The organism is Sphingomonas sp. URJC2 (assembly GCF_059803575.1).
Map to the genome: position 1 here is coordinate 1 of NZ_JAPFGX010000003.1, position 14,756 is coordinate 14,756.

General features: G+C 68.4%; 12 protein-coding genes. 2 read left to right on the forward strand and 10 right to left on the reverse strand.

The window, feature by feature from the left end:
- Positions 1-131 precede the first annotated feature (131 nt).
- From purH to OPU66_RS02290, 10 genes are all read right to left on the reverse strand, one after another.
- A complete protein-coding gene (gene purH, locus OPU66_RS02245) occupies positions 132-1,703 on the reverse strand; it encodes a bifunctional phosphoribosylaminoimidazolecarboxamide formyltransferase/IMP cyclohydrolase (protein WP_498551978.1) in 1,572 nt (523 codons plus the stop codon).
- 128 nt (positions 1,704-1,831) lie between these two features.
- Positions 1,832-3,883 (reverse strand): 3-hydroxyacyl-CoA dehydrogenase NAD-binding domain-containing protein, encoded by a 2,052-nt coding sequence (locus tag OPU66_RS02250; RefSeq protein ID WP_498551980.1) that lies wholly within the window; start codon positions 3,881-3,883, stop codon positions 1,832-1,834.
- Positions 3,884-3,917: 34 nt separating this feature from the next.
- Positions 3,918-4,727 (reverse strand): SDR family NAD(P)-dependent oxidoreductase, encoded by an 810-nt coding sequence (locus OPU66_RS02255; protein ID WP_498551981.1) that lies wholly within the window; start codon positions 4,725-4,727, stop codon positions 3,918-3,920.
- Positions 4,724-5,488, reverse strand: a complete 765-nt coding sequence (locus tag OPU66_RS02260; protein WP_498551984.1) for a glucose 1-dehydrogenase — start codon at positions 5,486-5,488, stop codon at positions 4,724-4,726. Before OPU66_RS02260 ends, OPU66_RS02255 begins: the two co-directional genes overlap by 4 nt.
- A 55-nt stretch (positions 5,489-5,543) precedes the next feature.
- Positions 5,544-6,611: a phosphotransferase family protein gene (locus OPU66_RS02265; protein WP_498551986.1), complete on the reverse strand. Its 1,068-nt coding sequence runs from the start codon at positions 6,609-6,611 to the stop codon at positions 5,544-5,546.
- Positions 6,608-7,696: a Zn-dependent alcohol dehydrogenase gene (locus OPU66_RS02270; protein WP_498551988.1), complete on the reverse strand. Its 1,089-nt coding sequence runs from the start codon at positions 7,694-7,696 to the stop codon at positions 6,608-6,610. Before OPU66_RS02270 ends, OPU66_RS02265 begins: the two co-directional genes overlap by 4 nt.
- On the reverse strand, positions 7,693-8,991 hold the full coding sequence (locus OPU66_RS02275) for an acyl-CoA dehydrogenase family protein (RefSeq protein WP_498551989.1): 1,299 nt from the start codon (positions 8,989-8,991) through the stop codon (positions 7,693-7,695). The genes OPU66_RS02270 and OPU66_RS02275 overlap by 4 nt, the downstream gene beginning before the upstream one ends.
- 69 nt (positions 8,992-9,060) lie before the next feature.
- Positions 9,061-10,491 carry an MFS transporter gene (locus OPU66_RS02280; protein WP_498551992.1) on the reverse strand — a complete coding sequence of 477 codons (1,431 nt, stop codon included), beginning with the start codon at positions 10,489-10,491 and terminating at the stop codon, positions 9,061-9,063.
- On the reverse strand, positions 10,488-11,321 hold the full coding sequence (locus OPU66_RS02285; RefSeq protein ID WP_498552102.1) for an SDR family NAD(P)-dependent oxidoreductase: 834 nt from the start codon (positions 11,319-11,321) through the stop codon (positions 10,488-10,490). Before OPU66_RS02285 ends, OPU66_RS02280 begins: the two co-directional genes overlap by 4 nt.
- A 2-nt stretch (positions 11,322-11,323) precedes the next feature.
- Positions 11,324-12,622: a spinster family MFS transporter gene (locus tag OPU66_RS02290; RefSeq protein WP_498551994.1), complete on the reverse strand. Its 1,299-nt coding sequence runs from the start codon at positions 12,620-12,622 to the stop codon at positions 11,324-11,326.
- Positions 12,623-12,764: 142 nt separating this feature from the next.
- Between OPU66_RS02290 and OPU66_RS02295 the strand changes: the two genes are divergently transcribed.
- Both OPU66_RS02295 and OPU66_RS02300 read left to right on the forward strand, forming a co-directional pair.
- On the forward strand, positions 12,765-13,907 hold the full coding sequence (locus tag OPU66_RS02295; protein WP_498551995.1) for an acyl-CoA dehydrogenase family protein: 1,143 nt from the start codon (positions 12,765-12,767) through the stop codon (positions 13,905-13,907).
- Between the two features lie 33 nt (positions 13,908-13,940).
- On the forward strand, positions 13,941-14,732 hold the full coding sequence (locus tag OPU66_RS02300; protein WP_498551996.1) for an SDR family oxidoreductase: 792 nt from the start codon (positions 13,941-13,943) through the stop codon (positions 14,730-14,732).
- Positions 14,733-14,756: the final 24 nt, after the last annotated feature.

A 14,756-nucleotide genomic window follows, 5' to 3' on the forward strand; every position in this document is an offset into this window, starting at 1 on the left:
CCCCACCCGGCCTCCCACAGTGTATCCTGCCGTTGGGAGGCCGGGTGGGGGTGCGGGCCGGTGCCGCCCCCGCGCCGCAAGGCGCGGCACAAACACCCCCCCCGCGCCGAGAGGCGCGCAAACACCCCCCGTCAGTGCCGGAAATGCCGCATCCCGGTGAAGATCATCGCCAGCCCGGCGGCATCGGCGGCGGCGATCACTTCGTCGTCGCGGATCGAGCCGCCCGGCTGGATCACGGCGGTCGCCCCCGCCTCGACCGCGGCCATCAGCCCGTCCGCAAAGGGGAAAAACGCATCCGACGCCACTGCCGAGCCGAGCGTGCGCGGCTGCGCCCAGCCGGCCTTGTCGGCGGCGTCCTTCGCCTTCCACGCGGCGATGCGCGCCGATTCCAGCCGGTTCATCTGCCCCGCGCCGATGCCGGCGGTGCTGCCGTCCTTGGCATAGACGATGGCGTTCGACTTCACATGCTTGGCGACCGTCCAGGCGAAGCGGCAATCGGCCAGTTCCTGCGCGGTCGGCGCGCGCCGGGTGACGACCTTGAGCGCCGTCTCGTCGATGCGCCCGTCATCGCGGGTCTGCACCAGCATCCCGCCGGCGATGCTCTTGAGCATCAGCCCCGGCCGCGCCGGATCGGGCAGCTCGCCGGTCAGCAACAGGCGCAGATTCTTCTTCTGCGCGAACACCGCGCGCGCCTCGGCATCGGCGTCGGGGGCGGCGACCACTTCGGTGAAGATTTCGGTGATCGCGCGCGCGGTTTCGCCGTCGAGCGGGCGGTTGACCGCGATGATCCCGCCAAAGGCCGAGACGCTGTCACAGGCAAAGGCCGCGCGATAGGCCTCGATCAGCGTGTCGGCGCTGGCCACGCCGCACGGATTGGCGTGCTTGACGATGACGACGGTTGGCGGGCCGTCGCGAAACTCGGCGACCAGCTCCAGCGCCGCATCGGCGTCATTGTAATTGTTGTAGCTCAGTTCCTTGCCCTGCACCTGTTCGGCCTGGGCGATGCCGCGCGCGGCCGGACCGGCGGGCAGATACAGCGCCGCCGACTGGTGCGGGTTTTCGCCATAGCGCAGCAGCGCGCCGCGGCTGAGCGCGACCGGCAGCGTCTGCGGCAGCGCTTCGCCCTGATCGGCATGGGCGAACCAGCCGGCGATCGCGGCATCGTAGCGCGCGGTCAGCGCATAGGCCTTGGCCGCCAGCTGGCGGCGGTCGGCAAGGCTGGTCTGGCCGGTGCTGACCAGCGCATAATCGGCCGGGTCGGTGACGATGGCGACATGGGCATGGTTCTTGGCGGCTGAGCGCACCATCGACGGGCCGCCAATATCGATATTCTCGATGATCTCGTCGCGCGCCGCGCCGCGTGCCACCGTCGCCTCGAACGGATAGAGGTTGACGACGACCAGATCGATCGCGCCGATGCCATGTTCTGCCATCGCCGCCTGATGTTCGGGATTGTCGCGCACGCCGAGCAGGCCGCCATGCACCACCGGGTGCAGCGTCTTGACCCGCCCGTCCATCATTTCGGGAAAGCCGGTCAGGTCCGACACGTCGCGCACTGCCAGCCCGGCATCGCGCAGCGCGCGGGCGGTGCCGCCGGTCGACACCAGCTCGACCCCCCGGGCGGCGAGCGCCTGGCCCAGCTCGACCAGGCCGGTCTTGTCGGAAACGGAAAGAAGGGCGCGCGTGATCCTGATGTCGGTCATGCGCGCCCCCCTAGAGCATTTTCAGGCCGGGTGGAAACACCCGGCGGCCCGGAAAATGCGGCCAGAAACAGCCCGGAGCGGGCGAGCCGGGATCATCGGACCGGCACCCGCTCCGGAAAGCCGTGCGGTCAGGCCGGGCGGGTGAACCGCCCCTTGGCTGCCGCCTTGTCCTTGAGCAGGCTCGACAGGCGGAACTCAGGCCCGAACGCGGCCAGATGCTTTTCCAGCCCGGCGAGGATCTTGTCCGCGCCTTCCAGATCGGCCCAGAACATCGGGCCGCCGCGATAGACCGGCCAGCCATAGCCATAGATCCACACGACATCGATGTCGGACGCGCGCTGGGCGATCCCTTCCTCAAGGATCAGCGCGCCTTCATTGACCATCGGATAGATGGTGCGCTCGATGATTTCGGCATCGCTGATCTCGCGCTTCGCGGTGCCCGCCTGGGCGGCAAAGGCGTCGAGGATCTCCTGCACTTCGGCGCTGGGCGTCGGGCGACGATTTTCGTCGTAATCGTAAAAGCCCTTGCCGGTCTTCTGGCCCCAGCGGCCCTTGGCGCACAGCGCGTCGCGGACATTTTCGATCCGCGACGGATCGCGGTGCCAGCCGATATCGACCCCGGCCAGATCCGACATCTGGAACGGGCCCATCGGCATGCCGAAATCGACATGGACCTTGTCGATCTGCGCAGGCGTCGCGCCTTCCATCAGCAGCTTCATCGCCTCGATCTGGCGCGGCTTGAGCATCCGGTTGCCGATAAAGCCGTCGCACACCCCGGCGACCACGGCGACTTTGCCGATCTTCTTGGCAACCGCCATCGCGGTGGCGAGCACGTCGGGCGCGGTCTTCGCCCCGCGCACCACTTCGAGCAGCTTCATGACATTGGCGGGCGAGAAGAAATGCAGGCCGAGCACATCGCCCGCCCGGCCCGTCGCCGTCGCGATCTCGTTCACGTCGAGATAGGAGGTGTTGGACGCGAGGATCGCACCGGGCTTGGCAATGCGGTCAAGCTTGCCGAACACGTCCTTCTTGACGTCCATATTCTCGAACACGGCCTCGATGATCAGGTCGCAATCGGCCAGATCGTCAAGGCTGACCGACGGGGTCAGCAGCCCCATAAGCGCATCGACCTGTTCGGGCTTGAACCGGCCTTTGGCGGCCGAGGCATCGTAGTTTTTGCGGATCACGCCGACGCCGCGGTCGAGCGCTTCCTGCGTCTGTTCGACGATGGTCACCGGAATGCCGGCCTGCAGGAAGTTCATCGCAATGCCGCCGCCCATCGTGCCGGCACCGATCACGCCGACCTTGGCAATCGGGCGCAGCGCAATGTCGTCGGCAATGCCGTCGATCTTGGCGGCCTGACGCTCGGCAAAGAAGATGTGCCGCATCGCCGCCGACTGGCTGCCGAACATCAGCTTCATGAACTCCTGCCGCTCGAACGCGATGCCGTCGTCGAACGGCTTTTCCACCGCCGCGCGGACACAGGCGAGATTGGCGGCCGGCGCGTCGAAGCCCTTGAACTTCTTCGCATTCTGCGCGGCAAAGGCGTCGATGAACGCCGGATCGCCCTTGACCGGCAGGTCGCGGCTGCGGCGCGGCGCGGTGCCGATCTTGGTGCGCGCAAACGCAATCGCATCGTCGAGCAGCCGGTCCTCGCCGGCAATCTGGTCGACCAGCCCGACTTCGGCGGCTTTCTTGGCGCTGATCGGGGTGCCGGTCGCGCACATTTCGGCGGCCAGCTCGACCCCGGCGACGCGCGGCAGGCGCTGCGTGCCGCCCGCGCCCGGCAGCAGGCCAAGCTTCACCTCGGGCACGCCAAGCTTGGCCGACGGCACCGCGACGCGCCAGTGACAGGCCAGCGCGGTTTCCAGCCCGCCGCCCAGCGCCGTGCCATGGATGGCGGCGACGACCGGCTTGGCGCTCGCCTCGATGCGGTCGATCAGCTGCGGCAGCAACGGCTCGACCGGCGGCTTGCCGAATTCGGTGATGTCGGCCCCGGCAAAGAAGGTGCGGCCTTCGCAGCGGATGACCGCCGCCTGGATCGCGTCGTTCGATTCAAGCTCGGTGATCGCGGCATCCAGCCCGACGCGCACGGCCGCGCCCAGCGCGTTCACCGGCGGGTTGTTGGACGTGATGATCAGGATCCCGTCACGGATCTCGGTGGAAATCGGGGATGTCATTGCTCTCTCCTCAAAGGCTGTTCTGGATCGGGGGTCAGGCCGCGGTGCGGCCGGTTTCCTGGCGCGTGACCGGGTGCGAACTGGACAGGCCGCCATCGACGACGATCGCCTGGCCATTGACATAGCTCGCCTCGTCCGAGGCGAGGAACAGCGCGGTCGCCGCAATCTCGTCGGGCTGGCCGGCGCGGCGCAGCGGGTTGAGCCGGCCGATCCGGTCGGTCACGCCCTTTTCGGCGGCATGGTCGAACGCGCGCTGCGTCATGCCGGTCTGGATCAGGCCGGGGCAGATCGCGTTCACCCGCACATTGGTGGCCGACAGCTGCTGCGCCGCCGTCTGGGCAAGGTTGATGACGCCGGCCTTGGACGCCGAATAGGCCGGGCAGCCCGCGCCCGACCGCAGCCCGGCGACGCTGGCCGTCAGGATGATCGATCCGCGCCCCTGCTTCATGATGCGCGGCGCGGCGTGCTTGATGATCAGATAGGGGCCGATCAGATTGACCTGCAGGATCTGCTGCCAGTCCTCTACGCTGTGATCGAAAATGCCGGTCAGCCCGCCCGAAATGCCGGCATTGGCAAAGGCGATGTCGAGCGCGCCGAACGTGTCGACCGCGGTCTCGACCATGCGGACGACATCGGCCTCCAGCCCCGCATCCATCTCCAGCGCAATCGCGCCGCCGCCGGCCAGCGCCGCCGTTTCATGCACGGCATCGCTGCGGTCGCCCAGCACCAGCCGCGCGCCTTCGGCGGCGAAGCGCAGCGCGGTCGCCCGGCCGATGCCCGATCCGGCCCCGGTGATGATCGCCACCCGCCCGGCCAGCCGGCCGCTGCCCGCTTCGCTGCTCATATCGTCTGCCCTCCGTCGATCACCAGTGTCTGGCCGGTGGTGAAGCTGCCCGCGGCCGAGGCGAGGAACACCGCCGCGCCGGCAATCTCGTCCGGCTCGCCGATGCGCTTGAGCGCCGCGCCCTCGGTCGAGCGGCGCAGCGTGTCGGCATCCTCCCACAGCGCGCGCGCGAAATCGGTGCGGATCAGCCCCGGCGCGATGCAGTTGACGCGCACATTGTCGCCACCGAACTCGCGCGCCAGATTGCGCGCCAGCGCCATGTCGGCAGCCTTGGAAATGCCATAGGCGCCGATCACCGGCGTGCCGCGCAGACCGGCGATCGACGAAATGATGATGATCGCGCCGTCGCGCCGCGCGCGCATCCCCGGCGCGACCATGCCGATCAGCCAGTGATTGGCGATGACGTTGTTGTCCAGGATCTTGCGGAACTGGTCATCGGCCATCCCCGCCATCGGCCCGTAATAGGGATTGGACGCGGCGTTGCAGACGAGGATGTCGACCGGGCCGAGCCGGCGTTCGGTCTCGGCGACCAGATGGGCGAGCGCCTCCTTGTCGGAAATATTGGCCGGCACCGCGATCGCGGCCCCCGGATGATCGGCGTTGATCTCGGCGGCGGCGGCGTCGCATGCCTCGGCCTTGCGGCTGGAAATCACGACGCGTGCGCCGGCCGCCGCCATCGCCCGTGCGGTCGCCTTGCCGATGCCGCGCGACGATCCGGTGATGATGGCGACCTTGCCGGTCAGGTCGAACAGGCTGGCCATATGAAGTGCTGCTCCCGTGTTGTGCCGGTCTCTGCGGTCAGTCTCTGGGGCCGGCTCAGGCCGCGCCGGCGGCGGCGGCGAAATGCCAGGCGGCGGCGGCCAGCGCCGGCACCCGCGCGGCCGTCGCCTCGGCCTGGGGCGAAGATGCGGTGCCGTCGACGATCCGCTTCTTGATCCCCTGCACGATGCCGGTGAGGCGGAACAGGTTATAGGCGAAATACCAGTTCAGCTCCGGCAGCCCGGCGCGCCCGGTGCGCGCGCAATAGCGTGCCACCGCCTCGTCGAGCGTCGGGATGCCGAGCGCGGGCAGGTCCAGCCCCTTGATCCCTGACCGGCCTTCCGGCTCCGTCACCCAGTTCATCAGCAGATAGGAGAAATCGGCCAGCGGATCGCCGAGCGTCGACAGCTCCCAGTCGAGCACCGCGATCACCCGCGGTTCGGCAGCGGCGAAGATCATGTTGTCGATCCGGTAATCGCCATGCACGATCGCCACCCGGTCCTGCACCGGCATGGTGCGCGGCAGCCAGTCGATCAGCCGGTCCATTTCCGGGATCGTCTCGGTCTCCGACGCCCGGTATTGCTTGGTCCAGCGCGCGACCTGGCGTTCGAAATAATTGCCCGGCTTGCCATAATCGCCCAGCCCGACCGCCACCGGATCGATGGCGTGCAGATCCGCCAGCGTGTCGATCATCGCGTTGTAGATGCCGCGCCGCTCCGCCGGCGTGCAGCCGGGCAGCGACCCGTCCCACAGATTGCGGCCATCGGCGAGGCCCATCACATAGAACATCGATCCGATCACGTCGGGATCGGTGCACAGGCCATAAGGCCGGGCGACCGGAAAGCCCGCCGGATGCAGCGCCGCGATCACCCGATATTCGCGGTCGACCGCATGGGCGGAGGGCAGCAGCGGCCCGAAAGGCTGGCGGCGCAGCACATAAGCGGTGCCCGGCGTGTCGATCCGGTAGGTCGGGTTCGACTGGCCGCCCTTGAACCGCGACAGGGTGATCGGGCCGGCAAAGCCGTCGACATTGGCCGCGAACCAGGCGGTCAGCCGCGCTTCGTCCAGCCGGTCCTTTTCCGGCACCGCCATGGTGCCGACCATGGTTTCATCGGCCCCGCTCATTGATAGACGACCACCGAACGCGTCGCATCGCCCTGCCGCAGCCGGTCGAACGCATGGTTGATGTCGGTCAGCGGCACGCGCTCGGCGATGATCGAATCAAGGTCGAGCATCCCGCGCATGTAGAAATCGACCAGCCGGGGAATGTCGACCGGGAAGCGGTTGTCGCCCATCAGCGCGCCCTGCAGCTTTTTGGAGCCGAGCAGGTCCATCGCCGACAGCCCGACCTTGTGGTCGAGCGGCATCATGCCAAGGATCGTCGCCGTCCCGCCCCGGCGCAGCAGCTTGACCGCCAGCTCGCCGGAGGCCGGGCGGCCGACCGCCTCGATCGCATGATGGACGCCGCCCCGGGTCAGCTCGATCACCGTGCCGGCGGTGCCGTCGGCCGCGGGGTCGAAGCTGTCGGTCGCGCCCAGCTTTTCGGCGAGCGCGCGCTTTTCGGGCACCGGGTCGAGCGCGATGATGCGCCCGGCCCCGGCGATGCGCGCGGCATTGACCGCCGCCAGTCCGATGCCGCCACAGCCGATCACCGCCACCGTCTCGCCGGGGGTCAGCCGGGCGGCGTTGAACACTGCGCCGGCCCCGGTCGTCACCGCGCAGCCGATCACGCAGGCGCGGTCGAGCGGCATGTCCGGGTTGATCGCCACACAGGCATGCTCATGGACGAGCATCTGTTCGGCATAGGCGGACAGGTTGAGCATCTGGTTGACCACTGAACCATCGGCGGTCAGCGTCAGGCGCGGCGGCTCACCCTTGCCGCGCCGCGTCGCCGCGCCCAGGCACAGCGACAGCCGCCCGGTCACGCAGAACTCGCATTCGCCGCAATAGGCCGACAGGCAGGTGATGACGGCATCGCCGGGGCGGAGCGCGCGCACCTCGCTGCCCACCTGTTCGACGATCCCGGCCGCCTCATGCCCGGGAATGCAGGGCATGGCATGCGGATAGGCGCCGTCGACGAAATGCAGGTCCGAACGGCACACGCCGGTCGCCGCGGTGCGGATCAGCACCTCGTGCGGGCCGGGCTTGGACACTGTCACATCCTCGATGCGCAGCGCCGAGCGCGGCTCGAACAGGATCGCGGCCTTCACCGCGCGACCCCGAGATCGCCCGAGCTGAACTGCCGCCGCGCCGCGTCGATCGCCTCGCGCCCGCCATATTTGCCGAACTCCAGCCGTGCGATCGAGCGGTTATGGACCTCGTCCGGCCCGTCGGCGAGGCGCAGCGTGCGGATGCCGGCATACATTTTGGCCAGCCCCGGATCCTCGGACACGCCCGCGCCGCCAAAGGCCTGGATCGCATCGTCGATGACGCGCAAGGCGATGCGCGGTGCCGCCACCTTGATCATCGCGATTTCGGCCTGCGCGGCCTTGTTGCCGGCCTTGTCCATCATGTCGGCGGCCTTGAGGCACAACAGCCGGGTCATTTCGATGTCGATGCGCGCTTCGGCGACGCGCTGTTCCCAGACGCTGTGTTCAGCGATCACCTTGCCAAAGGCGACGCGCGACAGCAGCCGGCGGCACATTTTCTCGAGCGCCTCTTCAGCCGCGCCGATGGTGCGCATGCAGTGATGGATGCGCCCCGGCCCCAGCCGGCCCTGCGCGATCTCGAACCCGCGCCCTTCGCCGAGCAGCATGTTCTCGACCGGCACGCGCACGTCCTTGAGCTCGATCTCCATATGGCCATGCGGGGCGTCGTCATAACCGAACACCGGCAGGTGGCGCAGGATCGTTACCCCCGGCGCGTCGAGCGGCATCAGCAGCATCGACTGCTGGGCATGGCGTGCGGCCCCGAAATCGGTCTTGCCCATCACGATGGCGATCTTGCAGCGCGGATCGCCCGCGCCGCTCGACCACCATTTGCGGCCATTCAGCACATAATGATCGCCGTCGCGTTCGATCCGTGTCTCGATATTGGTCGCATCCGACGAGGCGACGGCCGGTTCGGTCATCAGAAAGGCGGAGCGGATCTCGCCCTCCATCAGCGGCTTCAGCCACTGGTCCTTCTGCGCGCGGGTGCCATAGCGGTGCAGCACCTCCATATTGCCGGTGTCGGGGGCGGAGCAGTTGAACACTTCCGACGCCCAGCCGATGCGGCCCATTTCCTCGGCGCACAGCGCATATTCGAGATTGGTCAGGCCCGGCCCCTCGAACACGAAGCTGTCATCGACATGCGGCCGCCCGGCGCTGGGCGGCATGAACAGGTTCCATATGCCCTGCGCCTTGGCCTTTTGCTTCGCATCCTCGATCGTCTGGAGGACCTTCCAGCGGCTGCCTTCATGCTGTTCGGCATGATAATCGGGGTCGCGCGGGCGGACGTTCGCCTCGATGAAGTCGCGCACCCGGTCGCGCCAGTAAAGCTGGCGTTCGGTCAGGTCGAAATCCATGTCCCTCTCCTTGGTCGGGGTCTGTTCTAAAGGGCGATCAGCGCCGCTTTCCAGTCCAAAAAATGGCGGTTAACCGCCATGTTGGCCGGTCTGTCGCGCTGCCGCTACGGCAAGCTTGGCGAGCCGCGCCTCATGCTCGGCCCGCCCGATGGGAAAGGCGCGGGCGAACAGGCTGCTCGCCAGCGCAAAGACGATGGTGATGGCCGCAAAGCCGAAAGTCAGCCGGTCGAGCGCCGCCTCCGGCACCTGGCCGATTCCCGCCCGCGCCGGAAAGCCGGACAGGCTGACGATCTGCCCGGCAAGGAAGATCCCCAGCCCCGTCGTGCATTTCTGGACGAAGAAGAACCCGGCGTAGAACAGCCCCTCGTCGCGCCGGCCGGTGCGTTCCTCCGCCGCCTCGACCAGATCGGCGACCATCGATGAAATCAGGATCATCGTCGCCACGCCCGCCCCGGTGCCGATCGTGGCCAGGACCAGAAACACCGGTGCGAGCGCCGGATCGCCCGGTGGCGGGAACAGCCCGGCCAGCCGCAGCCAATAGGGCGCGGTGCCCGCCGCCGCCGCCACCAGCACCAGCAGCCCGCCCGCGCCTTTCTTGCCCAGCCGCCGGGCAATCGGCGTCACCACCAGAAACGCGCCGATCACGCCGATGAACAGGCACACCGAATAGGCCAGCAGGCCCGCCCGGCCGAACTGCCAGACATAGGGCAGCAGATAATTGGTCAGCGCAAACATCATCCCCTGATTGGCAAAGGCGAACAGCCCCATGCCCATCAGGATCAGAAAGGCGCGGTCCGACAGCGCATGGGCGATGCCCTTCAGTTCGCGGCCGAGGCTGTGGCGCGGGCCGGCGACAGCGGGCATCCGTGCATAGGCGCGGTGGGTGCCGAGCGCCGACACCAGCACCGATGCCGCCATCGCCGCCGCGCCGACCGCGCCGAACAGCGCAAAGCCGCCGGCCGTGAAGCCGCCGCCCGGCCCGGGGGTGAGCAGCACGCCATAAGCGAGCATCAGCATCGCCAGCCCCGCGCCCCAGCCGAACAGGAAGCGGTAGCGGATGACGGCGGTGCGCTCATGATAATCGCGCGTCATTTCCGGCACCAGCGCGGCGGCGGGCACTTCGTTGGCCGACACGCTGGCCCGCACCAGCACGGCGATGGCGAACAGGTGCAGCACCATTTTGTCCGGGGTCAGCGCCGGGGGATTCCACAGCATCAGCCAGCTCAGCCCGATGGGCAGCGCCGAGCCATAGAGCCAGGGGTGGCGGCGGCCGATCCGGCTGCGCGTGCCGTCGCTCAGCACGCCGATCACCGGGTCGATCAGCCCGTCAATGACCAGCGCCGCCAGCAGCACCAGCCCGACCTGATCGGCCGGCAGCCCCAGCACCTGATTGTAGAAGACGAGCAGAAAGACCGAAAAGCCGTTGTCCTTGATCCCATAGGCGATGGACCCGATGCCGATCGCCAGCCGCGCACGGGTCGGGACCGGGGCGGCGGTCATTTGCCCGCGATCATCGCCAGCGCGTCGAACAGCCCGGGCGTGTCGGCGTCCCAGCTGTGGCGCGGCCCGACCGACAGGCCGCCATCGACCAGCAGGTCGGTGCCGGTGATGAACGAGGCATCGTCGCTGAGCAGGAAGCAGACGGCAGCGGCAATGTCTTCCGCACGCCCGGCGCGGCGGATCGGCTGGGCGTTGGAGGCGGTCTGCGCGATCATCGCATTGGCGGTGTCGCGCACCTTGCCGGTCAGCTCCATCGCGCTGGCAAAGATGTTGGTGGTGATGAACCCCGGTAGCACGGCGTTCACCCGGATGCGGTGGCGGGCAAGGTCGGCCGCCGCCATCCGGGTCAGGTGGCGCACGCCGGCCTTCGCGACCGAATAGGCGGTGGGCGCAGCCCCTGCCGCCAGCGCGGCGACGCTCGCGGTGTTGACGATCGCGCCGCCGCCCAGCGCGGTCATCGCCGGCGCGGCATGGCGGATGCCAAGCGCGACCGACGACAGCAGCAGCGCCATCGTCCGGTCCCAGCCCGCCAGATCGATCTCGTCGATCGGCGCGCGCAGCCCGCCGGCCCCGGCATTGTTGAACAGCAGATGCGGCCCGCCCAGTTCCTGCGCCGCGCCGATCAGCGCGATGATATCGGCCTCGGCGGTCACGTCGGTCGGCCGGAAATGGATGCGCCCGTCGCTCTCCGCGGCCAGCGCCGCGCCGCCCGCCGCATCGATATCGCCCATCACCACCATCGCCCCTTCGGCCGCCAGCCGCAGCGCGGTCGCGCGGCCGATGCCCGATGCGCCGCCGGTGACCACCGCGACCTTGCCTTCAAACCGCATCGTCATTCTCCCGTGTCGCCGGCGGCGTCGCGCGCGGCCTGCATCTGTTTGAGGATCTGCCCGGCGCGCCAGTAATGCCAGATCGGCCAGGGCGTGATCGCCGCCATGGTGAGCAGCGCATAGCGCAGCGATTCGGCACCCAGATGCGGCCGGTAGAAGTCGCTGAGCGCGCCGGTCACCGCCGGGCCGAGGCCCAGGCCGATCAGGTTGATGACCAGCAGCGTGATCGCCGCCCACATCGCGCGCAGCCGGATCGGGGCCAGCCCCTGGATCAGCGCGAAGCTGGGGCCGAGATAGCTCGACTGGAGCAGCACCGACACCGCCTGCGCGGCGACCGCGATCTGGAAGCTTGGCGCCAGATAGACGAGCGCCATGAACGGGATCGCCGCGGTCTTGAGGATCGCGACCAGCCAGCTTTGCACATGCTGGCCCGATCTGCGCGCCCAGCGGTCGGCGATCATGCCGCCGCCCACGCCCGAAATGGTGCCGACAATCGCCACCAGCGGGCCGAGCACCAGCCCCACGGTCGCGGTGTCGAGCTTGAACGAGCGGATGTAATAGGTCAGCCCGAACGAGGTCAGCGCATAGCCGACGAGCGAGGTGAGGGTGACGCCCATCACCAGATGGCGCGCCGCCGGATTGGCCCAGATGGTCCGAAACCCCTCGCCCAGCGGCGGTTGCGCGGCGGGCGCGATGCGCGCGGGTTCCGACAGCCCCCGGCGCGGCTCGACCACCAGCAGCCGGACCACGACCGCGAGCGCCAGCCCCGGCAGGCCGACCGCCATGATCGCGGTGCGCCAGCCATATTGGTGCGCCAGCCAGCCGCCCAGGATCGTCCCGAAGCCGCCGCCCAGCACCACGCCCGAGGCATAGATCGCCATGGCCCCGGCGCGCCGGTCGGGCGGGTAGAGATCGGCGATCATCGAATGGCTGGGCGGGCTCGATCCCGCCTCGCCAATGCCGACGCCGATCCGCGCGGCGAGCAACTGCGCGTAATTCTGCGCCAGCCCGCATAAGGCGGTGAACAGGCTCCACACTGCCAGCGACACCGCGACGATGTTGCGCCGGTTGCCGCGATCCGCGAGCCGCGCGACCGGAATGCCGAGCGTCGCGTAGAACAGCGCAAACGCAAAGCCCGCGACGAGGCCGAGCTGAAGATCGGTCAGATCGAGGTCGCGGCGGATCGGCTCCATCAGGATCGCCAGAATCTGCCGGTCCATATAGGAGAAGAAATAGGTGAGAGTCAGCAGCCCAAGGGTCAGGCTGCGCCGCCTCAGCGCCCGCTCATCGGCTGATTCCATGTCCGTCCTCATCCTGCGGCGCTCCTTTTTTCGCGGCGTTCGGCCTTTTCGGGCTTCCGGCCTTTTTTGGGCGTCCGGCGTGCAAGCTGGACTTGACGGACACGTAAGGTCAACCCGATTGAATGCGGAAAAGGAGAGGAAAATGGCCCTGGACGCGGAGACTTTCGAAGCCCTGGTCGACAATGTCCGGCGTTACGTAGCGGAAAAGCTGCGGCCGATCGAAGCGCAGGTCGAAGAGGATGATTCGATCCCCGAGGCCGTGCTCGACGAAATGAAGGCGATGGGCCTGTATGGCCTGTCGATTTCCCACGAATATGGCGGCCTTGGCCTGTCGATGGCCGAAGAGGTGCGGATCGCGTTCGAGCTGGGGCGCACCACCCCGGCCTTTCGTTCGGCCTTCGGCACCAATGTCGGCATCGGTTCCCAGGGGCTGGCGATCGCCGGCACCGAGGCGCAGAAAGCGCGCTATCTGCCGCGCATCGCCAGCGGCGAGCTGATCACCAGCTTTGCCCTGACCGAGCCGGAGGCCGGGTCCGACGGCGCGTCGGTGCGCACCCGTGCGGTGCGCGACGGCGATGTCTACCGGCTGACCGGGTCCAAGCGCTACATCACCAATGCCAACAAGGCCGGGCTGTTCACCGTCATGGCCCGCACCGGCGGCGAAGGCGCGGGCGGCGTATCGGCGTTTCTGGTGCCGCGCGACCTGCCGGGGCTGTCGGTGGGCGTGCCCGAGCGCAAGATGGGCCAGAAGGGTGCGCATATCTGCGACGTGCATTTCGACGATGTGCCGGTGCCGGCGGAAAATCTGCTCGGTGCCGAGGGCGAGGGCTTCAAGATCGCGATGCGCGTGCTCGATCGCGGGCGGCTGCACATTGCCGGGATGTGCGTCGGCGTGGCCGAGCGGCTGATCGCCGACTGTGTCGGCTATGCGACGACGCGGCGGCAGTTCGGCCAGCCGATCTCGAACTTCCAGCTGGTTCAGGGAATGATCGCCGATTCCAAGACCGAGGCGCTTGCCGCCCGCGCGCTGGTGCTCGACGCCGCCGCCGCCAAGGACCGGGGCGAGACAGTGACGATGGAGGCGGCGGCCGCCAAATATTTCGCCAGCGAAATGGTCGGCCGCGTCGCCGACCGCGCGGTGCAGATCTATGGCGGGGCCGGTTATCTGGCCGATTACGGCATCGAACGGCTCTACCGCGACGTGCGGCTATTCCGCATCTACGAAGGCACCAGCCAGATCCAGCAGATCGTCATCGCGCGCGAGACGATCCGGCGCGGCGGCTGACCGTCGCCCACAAAATATCAGGAGAGGATCATCATGGACATCGCATCGTTTTTCCGCCTCGACGGGCGCGTCGCGCTGGTCACCGGCGGGTCGCGCAACATCGGCCGCTGGATCGCCGAAGGCTTCATCGCGCAGGGGGCCAAGGTCTATATCTCGGCGCGCCGGGCCGAGGACTGCTTTGCCACCGCAGAAGAGCTGGGACCGAACTGCATCGCGCTGCCGCAGGACGTGTCGACCGTCGCCGGCTGCCGCGCGCTCGCCGAACAGCTGGCCGCGCATGAAAGCCGGCTCGACATCCTCGTCAACAATGCCGGCACCGCCTGGGGCGAGGCGTTCGAGACCTTCCCCGAAAAGGGCTGGGACAAGGTGATGGACCTCAATGTCAAATCGCCCTTCTTCCTCACTCAGGCGCTTTATCCGCTGCTCAAGGCGGCGGGCGCGGCCGGGCAGCCGGCCAAGGTGATCAACATCACCTCGATCGACGGCCAGCGGCTCAACCCGTGGGAAACCTACAGCTACCAGACGTCGAAGGCGGCGCTGATCTATCTGACCAAGCGGATGGCGGCGCGGCTGGTGGCCGACAATATCAACGTCACCTCGCTCGCCCCCGGCGCTTTCCCGTCGCAGATGAACCGCGCCGCGCGCGACCATGGCGATGAAGTCGCCCGCGCCATCCCCGCGCGCCGGATCGGCATTCCCGAGGACATGGCGGCCGCCGCGCTCTATCTGGCCGCGCGCTCGGGCGATTATGTGATCGGCGAAACGCTGACCGTCGATGGCGGGCTGGTCAGCGCGTCGTGCGGCGTCAGCATCGACGCCGATTGAGGCCGGGGGCGGGGGTGAACATGC